We start from the raw sequence: 14,977 nt of genomic DNA, 5'->3' as shown, positions 1-14,977 counted from the left end.
TTATTCAACGAAATAGATATCGTGCTGCAGGCCTAATTGTGTTGTGAGATAGCAGTATATCTCTTCAGCATAGGCAACCGAGCATACCAGTACCGGAGCATTAAATTGACTTAGCGTACTCGGCGCTGAAATCGTTACGTCCGCTAATCTTTGCCCTTGCATCCGCTCACTTTGGTCTACCCAGTTGACAATATTAAAAATCTCTCTGAATCGACTATTTAGAGCATATCGTTGTCCCAGTTCTCCGGCACCGTAGAGTTGTACATCTCCGCCGGATAATAAGGTTGTACTACTCTGTGCGTGACGAAAGTTCCTAGACATGACGGTAAGTGGTTTCACCGTTTTTAATGCCCTCGCCAATCTGAGACTAAAGGCTCGATAAGCCTCACTACATTGCTTCGGATAACACAAATAGCGTTGGCACGCTTGATTTGCCTGCGCCAGATAGCACGCTAACAAGGTTAATTGCGGCTTGTCAATTTGACGAATTGCCAGCCAGCTGGTTAGCACGTCAACTGCTTTTTGCCAGTACAGTTGAGCTAACTGCTGGTTTGCCAGCAATGGCGCACGACTTAGCGAGACAACTACTGCCAACACATAGCGAAACTGGTCTGGAAATTTTGTTAGTGCTGCCAGCGCCAACTTATGAAAAGGAGAGCTGCCACTAAGATGACGCTGGATTAACACAGCAATATCTGCCTCACTGTCCTTCATGCTAAGTTGAAAATATTGCCACTCAGGGTGTGTTTTAGCAGTCAGCATGAAATCAAGTTGGCTTAGCAGGTAGCCTACCGAGTTTCCGGGGTTAAATACTCGCGGCTTATTAGTATTTAAACTCTTATCTGACAACGCCAGCTCAATCTTAGTCAACAATTGATCTGACTCTTCGTCCACCAGCAGAACCGGCCGACCTGTTGCCTGTGCAAACAAATGTTCAGAGTAGTCGCGAAAGCACAACATAACTGAACCGCGCGCGTAGTCATTAATATAAGAAGGGCTGTCACTAACAATAAAATTATCAAAGCCTTGACCAATATCAATTAATGCTCTGACGTCAGGGTGCGCTAGATCAGCAGGGAATGGCCTGAAAATAACCCTGTAATGGGGAAAAGCTTGCAGTATCAGAGGCAGCAGATGTGCACTGAGCGCGACAACATCTGGTCTTTCGATACGTAGGTTCGAAAGATGAAAAATAATACTATCAGGTTTACCTGCCAGTCTGCACTGACGCAAAAACCGGTCAAACTTCGGCATACCAAAAGGAATGACACAACAATATGGCCGCTGGTGGCTTCGCAGCGGCAGTGGGTATTCGTGATAAAACGCCTGGTCATCCATTGCCGGGTAGGAAGAGATCGCCAGCACATAATCAAATTCCAATATGCCACCATATGTGGTTAGCGTTTTCTTTATCGGAATATCAGTACCGTGCGGTAAGCCCACCCTAACTAAATTTTTGGGCAATGTTAGCTCAGGCGCAAAATAGCTTTCCTGAATAAATAACATATCCAGAGCACAATTGCCTTGTAAAGCGCTGTGCTGTTGTAGCAGCGACAAAGGCAATATTGTTACCGACATATCCACCAGCTGTTCTAATACCGCTGTAAGCTCCATGTTCGCATAAACAACACAGCAGCGGACACCGCCATTAGCATAGGCACAACATTCTGCGATAAAATCGGTTAACTGGCTAGATACTGCTGATGGGAACAGCAAAAAACCCAGCCTGGGTATCACCGGCTGTTGCGTAGACCACTGCGATAGCTCTGTAATGTCTTGCAATACCTCAAACATTTTCTATGCTGGATAATTTAATATTCAACAATTTACAACTACTTGCATTGTATCGATAGCAGTAATCGACGGCTGCCAGTATCCCCTCATCCTGGTTAAGTACATTTTTTCTAGCTGGCGCAATGCCATCACACCAGTGCATTTGAGCTAAGGCCTCAGCTGTCAGATTAGGTGGCATATCTATTAACTTAGCTAAACCTGAGTGATAAATTTCCCTAGAACAAGGCTTATTATGCTCAAACTCTTTAGCCCGGCGTAAGATCTCTGTCTGCTCAGCTGGTTCAAATTGTGAAAGATGAAAATCGATTGCAGCTTTGAACGCTGATTCATCATAGTTTCCCCAATCCGATATATCGTTAATATCTGTCATTAACCAACTAAGTAAATTAGCTCGATTAACTGACTGCTCGGATAAAGGACCATAGGTCGCTTGTTTACACATTAAGTGATAGTCATAAGCAATAAAGCTGTTGTGACCGACCCAGGCACCATCGAACAATGTTCTCTGGGTAAAGTCCTCAATGATATGTTTATACTCTGAACAATAATCAACCGCCACCTGTACCGACGATTTGGTCGCTTCCCCGGTGGAAATCTGAGAGCCAAAAACCACCACCATCAAACTTTGACCGACATCTATCGCTAGCTCACTTTCATTTAGCAAGGCAATCATTGAAGTATAGTCTGGGCTATAAGGCTGAAACACGCTACCAAAATGTGCCTGTGCTCTAAGTAGAACACTGCGTTTTACGCACCCGGAATACATTTTTCCGTAGCTAGTTTTATGGCGAAATTGACGACAAAACGTCGGAGTAGCAAAATTCAGTCGTCGTTTTAACTCGTCAACCGTGCTGTAATAACTTGGTGCAACCGGCTTCATTAACGGATGATAATGACCTTTAGATATGTCATTTCCGTTGGCCTCATAGCGCTCAAACTGCCAACTAAAGATATCCGCTTGGTATTGCTTGGCCATTTGCGAAAGTAGCAAAACGGCGTCAGGCCGTAACATAAATTTCTCGCTAAGAATCGTTACATACTCCCCCTGAGCGAAGGACACCGCGAATTGCCAATGATCACACATATTTAAATCAGCAGATGGGCGTACATACTTAAACCGCTTGTCATGCCGATATAGTTGAAATTGCTGTTCGCATAAACGGTCAGTTCCGTTATCAGATAAAATGACTTCAAAATCCGTGCACGTTTGGGCTGCAATACACGCCAGACAATACTCAACCAGCTCGGGGCGATTTCTGGTTGGAATTACCAAAGAAATGAAGGGATTAGTCAAATTCCCTAATGTCATAATTAGCCATACCTTAAAATTTAGGTCATCACCATCGTTATCGATAGTAAAAAGTCAACGTCAACTTTTTTATTAAGTTAACTTATTCATAGAGTAGACTCAAGAATACAGCTAAGCTATAGATAATGTTAAATAAAGCAATTTCGGGTTGAAAAATGATTATTGGTTATACCACAGGTGTCTTCGACTTATTTCACATTGGCCATTTAAACCTGCTGCGTAACGCTAAGGCTATGTGTGACAAGCTGATAGTTGGCATTACCACTGACGATTTAGTCGCCTACAAAAATAAAAAGGCCGTTATTAATTTTGAAGAACGCATGGAGATTGTAAGGGCCATCGAGTATGTTGATGCGGTTGTCCCACAAGAGAGTATGGATAAGTTCGCAGCATGGGAAAAATTGAAGTTTGATGTGATCTTTGTTGGCGATGATTGGTTTCAAAGCGAAAAATGGCAAGACATTGAACATCAATTTACTAGTGTCGGTGTTCGAATTGTCTATTTCCCTTATACCAAAGGAACTTCGTCAACCTTAATCAACGACGTGCTGGTAAAATTAAGAAATGATGAGCTTTAGAGGTAAACACTGATGTGCGGTATTCTTGGCTGGTATGGTGAGACATCACAACAAGACTTTCTTACCGCCTTGCATATGCAGCAACATCGAGGCCCAGATGACTGGGGCTATCAAAAGCTGGAGCATAACTTACAATTGGGTCATCGTCGGCTCAGTATTATTGATTTAAAACCTCATGCCAAACAGCCTATGACTGCTGCTGAAGGCCGCTATACCGTGGTATTTAACGGCGAGATTTATAACTACCTTGAATTAAAGTTACAATTAGCTGGTGCTGGCTACCGTTTTCATACTGAAAGCGATACCGAGGTACTTATTAATGCTTGGGATTACTGGGGCTCTGAGGCATTACAACATTTTATTGGTATGTTTGCCTTCGCCATTTATTGCCACAGAAGTGGCAGTTTAACTTTAGCCCGTGATCGTTTTGGGATTAAACCCTTATTTATTTATCAAAAAAATAATCACTTTGGTTTTGCCTCTGAAGCTAAATCCTTATTATCGCTAATGCCTGAAGCCGCCACGCTTGATTTACTTGCAGTTAATGCTTACTTTTCTTTTCGCTACCCCTTAACAAAAAACAGTTTTTTTAATGAAATAACTCCCTTGCCGCCAGGTCACATCTTGCATCGAACAAAAGATGGGGACTGTCATTTACAGCGTTACTATTGTTTGGCTGCTCACATCCCCGCAGCGCCCGCCCCTATTGATTTAGGGCAAGCAAGTACACAAGTACGCGCACAGTTTCAGTCAGCCATTGACCTACGCATGATTGCTGATGTTCCAGTCGGTGCATATTTGTCTGGTGGAGTTGATTCCAGTGCTGTAGTCGCAGCGATGGCTAGCACGAGTAAAACTGCAATCAAAACGTTTTCTGTCGGTTTTAGTGAGAGTGGTTTTAATGAATTTGAATATGCTGCAGAAGTTGCTGCAAGGTATCACACAGAACACACCCAGATCCTGCTGAGCAGTAATGATTACCTTAGCAATATGCAACACCTTATCAGTATAAAGGATGCGCCACTGGGTGTGCCTAATGAAGTTCCACTGTATCTGATGTCAAAGCAATTGAAAAATAGCATTACAGTAGTATTGTCTGGCGAAGGTGCTGATGAGATTTTTGCAGGCTATGGCCGTTTATTCCGCAGCGCCGATGATTATGCCAAGCTAAACTTACTTCATCAAGGAAAAATCGCTAAAGATTCTGCATTAGGGCAACAGCTATTTAAGCGTTATGGTAACAAAGAGTTCACTTCTGAATTAGCGCACTTTTTGTATTTATATCGCTATCAAGATTTACAAAAACAGCCGGGCTTATTTACTAGTTCACTAACCGAAGAATCGTTTCAAAACCAACTGACCCAACAATTTCAACAGGTTTTTGATGAATGCCCTCAAGCTGACTATGCCAGTAAAATGTTATATTGTTTCGAGCACCTGCATCTTCCTGGGCTATTACAGCGAGTAGATGCGACCACTATGGCAACAGGTGTTGAGGCAAGAGTCCCTTTCGTAGACCACCGTTTGGTTGAGCTGGCATTTTCGCTCCCCATCACAGTAAAGTTAGCTTGGCAATCTATGCAAAGCCGGCAACTGGCATGGGATTATTGTGGTGATGCTATCTCAGAACAATTTGATACTCCAAAAGCAGTTTTAAAACATGCTTTTGCCAATGAATTAAGCACAAAAATCCTTTATCGACGCAAATTGGGTTTTCCGGTCCCCTTAGCAGGGGAGTTGCGCAAACCACTGCATAAACTTGCTACAGATATTCTTCCTGATGGTTTAATGGTTAACAAAGGTCTAATACACAGAGACCCACTATTAAAATTGTTAGCGTCAGAAAAAGCAGCACCTATATCACAACAGCCAATGTTAATTTGGATGCTAGTCAATCTTGAATTATTTCTGCAGCATTACTTTTCCCTGCAGGCGGGTGACAAATGACAATAAGCCATAACCCTATAATCGTGACCATCGTTATACCTTGTTTTAATCAACAGGCATTACTTGCACGTGCTTTGCGAAGTTGCCTACAACAAAGCTATTCTCATCTGGATATTATTGTTGTCGATGATGGCTCTACCCCGGCTATACAATACCCAACTGAATTGGGCAATCCCGATAATCGCGTACGTGTAATTCAGCAGCATAACACTGGCGTTGCTGAGGCACGCAATCATGGGTTGCGTTATGCAAAAGGGAGTTTTATCAAATTTTTAGATGCCGATGATGAGCTTTTACCGCATTGTATACTCCATCAAGTACAGCTGTTAGCCAATTTACCCAGACATATATGCTTTAGTGGCTACCGCCTGGTAAAAGGGACACAGTCTATCGAGGGAGTACCGAAATTTGACCAATTTCTACAAGGCATTATTATGGGGAACGTGGCGCCTCTTCATGCAGGTTTATACCCAACGGACACCGTGAGAGATATTGGTGGCTTTGACTGCAGTTCGAATACCGTGCTCGCATTAGAGGATTATGACTTTCATTGGAAACTGGCGTTAAAAGGTATAGAGGTAATAACTTGGCATCAAATCGGTGTGATCTACTACAAACTGCCAAAGAGCCGTTCAACCGATATGGCAAACCATTTTAACGCTTATATCGGTATCTTAGTGCACTATCTACAACAGCTCATTTTGCAACACAAACTCAATGATCAGTTAAAAATAACAGCTTTACATAGCCTGGCTGAGTTAGCGATGCAATCTGATAATTATGCTCAATGCTTAAAGCTTTTTACGCCCTTTGCACCGCAATTTTGTTTACCTGCCTCATCTGCTCGGGCACAAAAACTTGGTTACGCTATTGCTCAACGCCTGGACACCGCTTGTTGTGTTACCGAACGAGCTTGGTGGGCATTATTAAAAGACTTATGTCCAAACTTTACTGCTAGCAGTGAACTTTGCGCCCCCGCTTATGGGCTGCGCACTGACAGTACCGCCTTTGCAGTACAACAATTTGATGGTCCTGTTCTAGCGCACGCCTTAAAAATGGCTGACGATAAATCTGCAATATGGTTATGGGGAAAGGGGATCTGGTGTCGCTACTGGTTACATATGTTGCGAAGCCTGAGAGTGGAAATTGCAGGCATCATTGATTCTAACGCGAGTCTGAACGAGCGTTATCTAGAATATACTTGCTTGCAACCTAACAATGTTGACGTAAAAGAAAACCAAGGGATCATTATTTGCTCACGAGATAGTTACCTTATGCTGCGACAAGAATGCCAACGACACGGCTGGCAACAGCATCTTATTGACTACCTAGCCGGGCAGTAGAGTTATTCTGCTAATGATTTGATCTGTTGATAGATAGCTGGCGTTGCTAGCTGTTCGGTCAGCCCTAAACGCTGTTTCAACATGCTACGGGCTGCTTGCCAGTGATCACCGTTCTTCGCATAATCCTCAAGCAGCTGCAATAGCATCTCAAAATCTGTCGCAACAGGCCCCGCATAATAATAGTCGTCATTAACTAAGAAGCTGCCACGGACATCGAAGTACTCATCTTTGTCATACTGATAGTAAAATATTGGACGATCATGTAATAAATAGTCTGTCGCCACAGAAGAAAAATCGGTGATCAAAACTTCGCTCTGAGCCAACCAAGGATAAATATTCATGCCGCTTGGATAAAGATAGATATTAGAAAACGGGTTAAATATTACCAGTTCTTCATCGTCCTCTGTGAAATCAAATTGTGAAGCTAAAACCCGCAATACAAAAGGATGTAACTTCAAAATCAAACTTCTGTTGTATTTATCACACAATACATTCAGGCGGGATAGATCTAAATTAATACTGCTTTCATTATCACGATATGTTGGCATATACACCCATAGTTGCCCTGTGCTATCTATGGTGTCTTTTAACTTTTTAAGTGATACCGCATTAATCAATTCATCCTTATCTGCTGACTGTAGAAAAATATCATTCCTTGCATAACCGAAATCTCTAAAATTTTCGGCCAAAAACAAACGATTAAAAATATTATCGTTGTACCAAGCAGAGCTCGATATAAAAACCTCATCGGGCTTACTGATGTAGTGCTTGTTTCCAGAAATTAATTTATAAGGCAAGCCGTGCCAAAGCTGTACTACGGCTCTGCTAGTCCGGATTAACCTGAATAAGTCTGAAGTATACTCGTGATCAATAACGATAACTCGGGCTCTACAAAGGTAATAAAAAGCTAAAATGGTATGCTTTTCAATCATATAACCTAATTTCTTTTCCAGCGCAGGCTGTCGAGTCATCTTCCTGCATATTAAAATAGCCTCATCGTCTTTTTCACGTTGATGTGCCAGAAACTGCAGTAATAAATTGGTATCAATAAAATTTTCGGCGTAATAAACTACATATTTTGTAGTAAAAAATTTCATACCACAATTTACGAGTAAGCACTTAAATTTAAAATAGCAGTTCTTAAAATAAATACTAAGTGGTCGGTAAGGTTTAACCTGCAAGGTTTTTTCTATTTGTAAAAAAATTTGCTTTGACTTAACGCCTCGGTTCATCAACCCCATAGCAATATTAAACTGAGCGACGCCACTGGCAACAATGATAATACAATCGTCCTTTAATGGGATATCTAAACAAGCTATACCCGGATCAGATTTAAGATTGTCCACTATTCCACGTGTCATTATGCCTTCAATATTTAATTGTGCTAGCAACTGTCGCCCTGCTGGATTTGCAGGTGCGACATAACAAATTTTATTGAGTTCTTTAATAAGCATAAATTACCTAGGGCGTAAGCCTAAAAGTTGTCCATGGCGCCTCGCAAAACTTACGCACATCAAAACATTCTATTTACATTAACAGCGCAAAAAGCTAAGGGTTCAAGAGAATAACTCTCCTGCGCCTCTTGCAAGTAACATCGCCATATGTCGATAATTTTATTAAATGTGTCCAAAAAATTCTTCTCATTTTCAGCATCAGCTAAAACTCTTGTGAAGACAGACAACATATAGGTAACGCTATTGCAAAATAGATAAAAAGAAAGCGTTTCTGTTGGGTTGTGTGAATCAAGTAACGTTTTCCATTGCTCGTCAATTAATTTTCTAGCGTCCTCTACTGAAGAAACATAATTTAATTTACCTAATAGAGCACTAGTTAAAGGTATAACATTCGTTTTAACTATTTTCTCTCTTAAAAACTCTGTATATTTTGAAACTTCATCTCGATAAAAAAACTTTTCAAAAATCTCAGATAAAACCTCATTTACCCTCAAGTCGACAGCTTCAATTATGATGTTTTCAGGACGCAAAGGTATAGAGCCATTCAGATATACACCGTCACTACAGTTGTATACACTAACTACCTTTGGTAACTTAGAAAATCTGAGCTCTAATACATCTTTAGAAAAGCTAAACTCATGTTTTGTGTAAACAAATCCGTCAAAGTTTGCTTTAGCAATAATTTTACCATCAAATTTTTTAGTTGCGTTTAATATTCCTTGCCCATCATCTTTGTAATATGCAGAATATTTGGAGTGGTGATTATTGATGTCTTTATATCCAAGATCGACACCAAATAGATAAATATTTTTGAACCCAATTTCACCGCAAAAGTCTACGGCTAGATTCGAAACTGTTGGATAGGAGTACTTTAACAAAGCCGGTTCAATTGAGCATTTAACCAACTCGTTAACGAAAAAAGCTGTAGACGCCTCACCATATTTGAATGCTAACAAAACGTTTTTAAAAAGGTCTGCCGTTTCAGGGTGTATACCGTTCACAGATAATAATGAGATTGATTTTAACCATTCAGGGTCGTTTACTTGGTTAATCCAGCAATACGTAGCTCTATTTTGTTCTATTTCCGCATGTATATCAGGTGTTATACCTAACTTGTATAACGATTTTAAGGCTGTTCCGCAACTGATTAAAATCACATGGTCACGATGCAGTTTAATATATTCATATGAACTATCAAGACTTGGGCCACTACCTACAATAAAAACCGGCGTATTTTGTATAGCTTTAATCTGCTCAGAGTGCCTGCTTTTCTTCAGAAATCCATGGTTTTTGGCAATGCTATTAAGTGTATGAGAGAGACCATACCGAACATGATCAAAATTTTCTCCCATCGCAGTGATGACTTTCATATTATCAGAAAGTTTTCTAAATGCCTCTGTCGCACTTGGAGTATGTAAGGTAGGAATAAAGTACGTTTCTGATAGCGTATGTTCGCCATTTATGTAGTACTGGTTCATTATATCATCAAAATATTCAAAACCTGAGCCCCCTACATTAAGGTAGATTTTTTTATTTAATACCTCAGCAGACTCGAATATCTCTGACCAATCAATAAAATAAAAACTAGCGTAGAAAAAATCCAAGTTACTTTCAAATATAAAGATATTTTCCACATTAAAAAATTTATTGATTACTTCTAAATGAACACCGCTGCAAAGTCCAACAAAAACTAGATTACCCAGTTTGTCCTTTTCTGACAAAGGCGAATCATTGAAGCTTTTAAAATAAGGTTGAAGCTTAATTACTGCTTTAAAGTGGGTGTAGTCTCTAAATTTTGAAATACTTCCTTGGTTTAATATAATATCATTTCTAAGCGGATACTTTAGAAACCTGTTTTTAATGGTTTCTGAGTTTTCATATGGATCCTGATAAAGCAGTACGTTTCTTTTCTGGCAAAATATATTTAAGTGTTGCCCATCTTCAACAACATGCCACGATTTCGGGTTGTAACCCACTAAATTTTTATATATGCTCGGGTAAAATTTTTCAAATGCCAGTAAATTATTAGTTTTTAGTTGGTTGCTAGTTACATATTTATATTTCTTATTTCCCAGCACGCCTTTAGCACGTTCCATGACATAAAGCTCATCGCTGTGGTAACCTAAAAACTGTGGTTTACTTTGAAGTAAAATTTCTCTGCAGCCAGAATTGGCATGTAAGAAATTAATGACTTCATCCGTTACAGGATGGGTTAAATGACGATAGATATAAACTTTCTCTGTCTCGGGAAATGCCGAAACTAATTCTGTTAACTCAGTGGTTATGTTGGCGCCAGAGTTACCTACCTGCAGTGATACCAAAGTGCCCTTTTTTGTCGCTAGAGAAAAAAAAGACTCCCAGTCAAATAAACTTAGCGAACATTTAAAAAACTCAATAACGGGTTCGTATATAACTAAGACTTTCACATTACAGCGGTTAATTAACGCTAAAAGATGATCTGCAGAGCCAATGCCAAAAAGAAATATTACTGGATCTTCCTCGAGCTTTCCCACACGTAAATCGCCGCGTTGCTGTTTGTCTACCAATTCAAAAAAAGGTGCATCAGTGAGAAAGGATGCAACCTCCGCTGTTGCTTCTACTAACGGTTCGCTTATATATAAAACTTTATTAGTGTTTGTATTATAGATATTTAAGTAATTATCTTTGGTACAGAACACTTTAAACTCTTCATGGGAGGCTTGCGAACAGAGGTCAAAAATTGTTGGATATTGTTGCTTGAAGAAAGAGATGTTAGCTTTAAGTGTTAGGTCTAATTTATTTTGCCATTTTTCATCTAAGGCTGCCTGTTTTTCATGATCATCACAGACGTAGTCAATCAGAAGATTGAACATTTAAGCTCCTGAGTTTAAATTATCATTGTAATTTTTCGTAGCATTTTGGTAAGACTTGAGCTCAGCAAGAGACTTGGCCGTTTTTAACTTGTTTTCAGATACTTGTGTTTCGATTTTATTCATTATTATTAATTGTTCTTGAATAAAGTCAACTAACTCAGAATGTTCATTGGCAAGTTTTACGATACGATCTAATAATGGTGCCAACTGAAAAAAAAGTTCACTTAACGCGGCAGGTTCAAAATCATCAGTCTTGACTAAGATTTCCGCCTGCCCCATTAAAGCAACAATATCTGCTTTACAAGCGGTGATACTCACGCCCCAACCACCATCCGTTGTTCAAGATTAGATTGCATCATAAAACCTGCTTCACGATCAGATACTGGTATGCTATCCCAAGCACTTTTAATAGTGGCAAGCAAAGATATTACATCATCAATTTTACTAATATCTAGATCTCTACTAGCGATGGTAAGGTGATTAAGCATAAAATCATATAAATCAAAAAGGTTACCGGAAATTTCACCACCATTTTCCATATCAAGACAAGATTGTAAAGAACTAATGATAGTAATTGCTTTTCCTACCAGTTGACCTTTCACAGCAAAATCTTTGCGCTCTATTGCACCTTTAGCTTTTGCCATATTCTCAAGAGCACCTTGCATCAACAGTTGAATAATTCTGTGCGGATCGGCAACAGCAATATCGTCCTTCACACCAACAGATTTATAAGCTTTAATTCCATAACTCATCTGGATACCCCTTTAAGTCGATTTTTTAACTACAAAGCCAGGAAGACTCGCTAAAGCGGCTGTAACATTGGCTTGTTGACGTTGCATCTGCCCAAGAAGTGTATCAAGCGCAGCATACCTTTTACGTAGAGAGTCTTCGAAACTAACTATATATCGGCTGGCTGCATCAGAAGCTTTAGTATTTTCTCTTAAGCGGGATTGTAAATTTTCCTGGCGATTAGCAATTAGTCCTCCAGACTTGGTATATTCCGTTACTAATGAATCTAGTTGCTTAACTAAACCATTTTCTCCACCAAACAGCTTGGATATATCATCATAATTTTCGTTAAGTGCTTTATCAAAACGCATTTTGCCGGTTTCACTGTTAAATTCAGTGCTGGTTGAAATCTCTAATTTACCACTTTTATTCAGGGTAATACCCATAGAATACAGGCTATTAAGCTGCTCAGGCGCACCATCTACTGCACCGCCAAAAATACTTCTTATTTGATTTAGAATGTTTCTGGGTAAAGAGTCACCAGATAAAGCACCGCTTTCTAGAGTTACAGTGCCGTCCGCGCCCATAATACGATTTCTGGTTAAACTCCCCACTTGGTCAACCAGTGCATTATAGCTTTTGATGAAATTCTGAATATTATCTTCAGCAGCTTTTTTATCTGTAGCCACTTGTAGTTGGGCATTCTTTCCCGTCGGCGTCTCGTTCAAAACTGTAATGGAGATATCCTGAACTGCGTTTTCAAACGTATTAGTCCTACTGCTAATCGCTATACCATCAAGTTCAATTACCGCATCCTGAGCAACAGCAGCTAAACTTAAACCAGGAGTAGCGCCTGTTGGCACTGTGGATAAAGTGTCAAGCTCAGCGTTGTTATTACTAACTACTAAATCATTGCCTGCGCCAGTAATATTTGACGTGAGAACAAGCTTGGTCCCAATTGCGCCACCAACATTAAGAATGTTAGCGTTTACACCAAAATTATCTGCCGAATCATTAATTTTCAGACGAAGTTCGTTTAAGGTCATACCCGCAGTAACCGCAACAGTAAAAGATTTGTCACCCGCTTCGAAAGTCATCTCCCCCGCGGTGTTCGATACCACTGCGTTAGCATCAGCAAACTCCCCATCGGCAGACTCTAATCGGCTACCTTTCGCCAATTGATTGACTTTAATATCGAAAGTCGCAGCAGAAGCGGTGTTTTTTGCTGTGGCCTGAATGAAGGTTTTACCTTCTTCAGGTTGAGTAAGAGTTACGACGCGCGCTTTTAAACTTTCACCACTTAACTTTTTTGCGGCGTCTAAAAAGCCAGATAACGCAGAACGTAGCTGCCCCACACCTGATAAAGAGGCATTCAAAGTGGATTTTGTCTTCTCGATGCGGGCCATTTTCGTTTTGCGCTCAACATCGACAAAAGTGCTCACTAGCTGGTCTAATGGTAAGCCAGAAGCTGCACCCAGAAAATTAATTGAAGACATATCTCACCTCATAGTTATATGGTTACACTTTACGATCTATCAAGAACCCTAGGGACTGCCCCATTTCTTCTTGCAGCCGTTTTATATCTTGTGCAACTTTAAGTAATTCCTCTGAAGGAATTTGTCGAATGACCTGATCCGTCGATTTATCCATTACTTTGATAATTGAACGACCTGAGGTCTCATCCATCATAAAGCTAAGTGAACGCTGCTCAAATACCGCTGCTTTATTAACAACATTCAATGCTTCTGTTACTTGTTCAGTACTGGGTATAGTTTGCACCTGGGACGGTAGAACCGATTCAGACGAAACTGCTGGTTTAAGCGTAGTTTCGTTATTCGCAAATTTATATTCTGCGTTAACCTGGTTTAATGATACTCCAGCTGTATTGGGTATAGTATTCATAAATAACCCCTTTGCAAATGATTAAGCGCTAGATAAAGGTTAGACCTTTATCTAGCGCTTAGCTAACGTATTAGCCTAATAATGACAATGCCGCCTGCGGACGCTGGTTAGCCTGAGCTAACACCGTTTGGCTCGTTTGCTGCAGGATCTGCGCACGAGTTAACTCGGCGGTTTCTTTCGCAAAGTCAGTATCACGGATCCGAGCACGTGCACCAGATACGTTTTCAGACACGTTAGTCAAGTTACGGATTGTCGCTTGAAAACGGTTCTGAATAGCACCTAGATCGGCCCGCTTTTCATCAATAGAAGCTATGGCCGCATCTATTGCTGTGATCGCTGTGCCCGCATTACCAGATGCCGCTGCATTAGTAGCTCCAGAAACTGTAATGCTGGCAATACTTAAACCTGCTGCTCCCCAGCCACTGGTTCTGGATAAGCCAACCTGAATATATTCTGATGCTTCACCCTTTGCGCCAACTAAAAAGTTGAAGCCTTTATCGGTACCGCCGCTTAGCAGCAACTGGTCACCAAAACGGGTTGTTTGGGCAATACGGCTGATTTCAACTTTTAATGCTTGAATTTCTTTCTGCAAGGCACCGCGGTCAGTAAGCGAGTTAATACCATTTTGCGACTGAACAGCCAAAGTTCTCATCCGCTGTAATGAGTTAGTAATTTCTTCCATCGCACCTTCAGCAACCTGAGCTAGCGAAATACCGTCATTGGCATTTCGAGTCGCTTGGTCCAAACCATTAATCTGGCTGGTTAAGCGGTTAGAAATTTGTAAGCCAGCAGCATCATCAGAAGCACTGTTAATTCTAAAGCCAGATGATAAGCGTTTAAACGCTACATCCAAGGCACCGCCTGAATTCATCAACTGACGCTGCGCATTCAGAGATGATGTATTTGTATTGACAAATAAAGCCATGAGTCACTCCTTAGTCTTTGATCTGATTAGATCGCAAACCTATGTTTAAATTACGGTTTTACCGCTTTTCTGGCCAAGCTGCAACTTGACTTAACTATGTTATCGGCAGGGTAAATCAGAACTTTAGGATTATTTCGAAAAAAA

The 14,977-nt window shown here is 40.5% G+C and carries 12 protein-coding genes; 3 read left to right on the top strand and 9 right to left on the bottom strand.

Annotation, left to right across the window (positions count from 1 at the left end):
- Positions 1-1,794 carry a hypothetical protein gene (locus IE163_RS09710; protein ID WP_189432664.1) on the bottom strand — a complete coding sequence of 598 codons (1,794 nt, stop codon included), beginning with the start codon at positions 1,792-1,794 and terminating at the stop codon, positions 1-3.
- Entirely contained in the window at positions 1,787-3,103 is a 1,317-nt protein-coding gene (locus tag IE163_RS09705) for a glycosyltransferase family 2 protein (protein ID WP_189432662.1), read from the bottom strand. The genes IE163_RS09710 and IE163_RS09705 overlap by 8 nt, the downstream gene beginning before the upstream one ends.
- Before the next feature lie 155 nt (positions 3,104-3,258).
- Here IE163_RS09705 and IE163_RS09700 point away from each other — a divergent pair, with 155 nt between their 5' ends.
- Genes IE163_RS09700 through IE163_RS09690 form a run of 3 tightly spaced genes read left to right on the top strand, consistent with a single transcriptional unit; the run spans position 3,259 to position 6,971 of the window.
- Positions 3,259-3,681: an FAD synthase family protein gene (locus IE163_RS09700; RefSeq protein WP_189432660.1), complete on the top strand. Its 423-nt coding sequence runs from the start codon at positions 3,259-3,261 to the stop codon at positions 3,679-3,681.
- Between the two features lie 12 nt (positions 3,682-3,693).
- Positions 3,694-5,628: an asparagine synthase (glutamine-hydrolyzing) gene (gene asnB / locus IE163_RS09695; protein ID WP_189432658.1), complete on the top strand. Its 1,935-nt coding sequence runs from the start codon at positions 3,694-3,696 to the stop codon at positions 5,626-5,628.
- Positions 5,625-6,971 (top strand): glycosyltransferase family 2 protein, encoded by a 1,347-nt coding sequence (locus IE163_RS09690; RefSeq protein WP_189432655.1) that lies wholly within the window; start codon positions 5,625-5,627, stop codon positions 6,969-6,971. The genes asnB and IE163_RS09690 overlap by 4 nt, the downstream gene beginning before the upstream one ends.
- A gap of 2 nt (positions 6,972-6,973) precedes the next feature.
- On the opposite strand, the gene IE163_RS09685 is transcribed toward IE163_RS09690, so the two are convergent.
- From IE163_RS09685 to IE163_RS09655, 7 genes are all read right to left on the bottom strand, one after another.
- Positions 6,974-8,425 carry a CDP-glycerol glycerophosphotransferase family protein gene (locus IE163_RS09685; RefSeq protein WP_189432654.1) on the bottom strand — a complete coding sequence of 484 codons (1,452 nt, stop codon included), beginning with the start codon at positions 8,423-8,425 and terminating at the stop codon, positions 6,974-6,976.
- 59 nt (positions 8,426-8,484) lie between these two features.
- Complete coding sequence (locus IE163_RS09680) at positions 8,485-11,277, bottom strand: motility associated factor glycosyltransferase family protein (RefSeq protein WP_189432651.1); 2,793 nt, start codon at positions 11,275-11,277, stop codon at positions 8,485-8,487.
- On the bottom strand, positions 11,278-11,595 hold the full coding sequence (locus IE163_RS09675) for a hypothetical protein (RefSeq protein WP_189432649.1): 318 nt from the start codon (positions 11,593-11,595) through the stop codon (positions 11,278-11,280). It abuts the gene before it with no gap.
- Entirely contained in the window at positions 11,592-12,029 is a 438-nt protein-coding gene (fliS, locus tag IE163_RS09670; RefSeq protein WP_189432647.1) for a flagellar export chaperone FliS, read from the bottom strand. The genes IE163_RS09675 and fliS overlap by 4 nt, the downstream gene beginning before the upstream one ends.
- A 12-nt stretch (positions 12,030-12,041) precedes the next feature.
- Positions 12,042-13,502: a flagellar filament capping protein FliD gene (gene fliD, locus IE163_RS09665; RefSeq protein ID WP_189432645.1), complete on the bottom strand. Its 1,461-nt coding sequence runs from the start codon at positions 13,500-13,502 to the stop codon at positions 12,042-12,044.
- A gap of 22 nt (positions 13,503-13,524) precedes the next feature.
- Positions 13,525-13,908: a flagellar protein FlaG gene (locus tag IE163_RS09660; RefSeq protein ID WP_189432643.1), complete on the bottom strand. Its 384-nt coding sequence runs from the start codon at positions 13,906-13,908 to the stop codon at positions 13,525-13,527.
- A gap of 70 nt (positions 13,909-13,978) precedes the next feature.
- Positions 13,979-14,833 carry a flagellin N-terminal helical domain-containing protein gene (locus IE163_RS09655; protein ID WP_189432641.1) on the bottom strand — a complete coding sequence of 285 codons (855 nt, stop codon included), beginning with the start codon at positions 14,831-14,833 and terminating at the stop codon, positions 13,979-13,981.
- Positions 14,834-14,977 lie beyond the last annotated feature (144 nt).

The sequence above is a fragment of the Alishewanella longhuensis genome (assembly GCF_014653435.1).
GTDB classification, from domain to species: domain Bacteria; phylum Pseudomonadota; class Gammaproteobacteria; order Enterobacterales; family Alteromonadaceae; genus Alishewanella; species Alishewanella longhuensis.
Note: the sequence above shows the minus strand (reverse complement) of the source record. Positions and strands in the feature narration are given on the sequence as shown.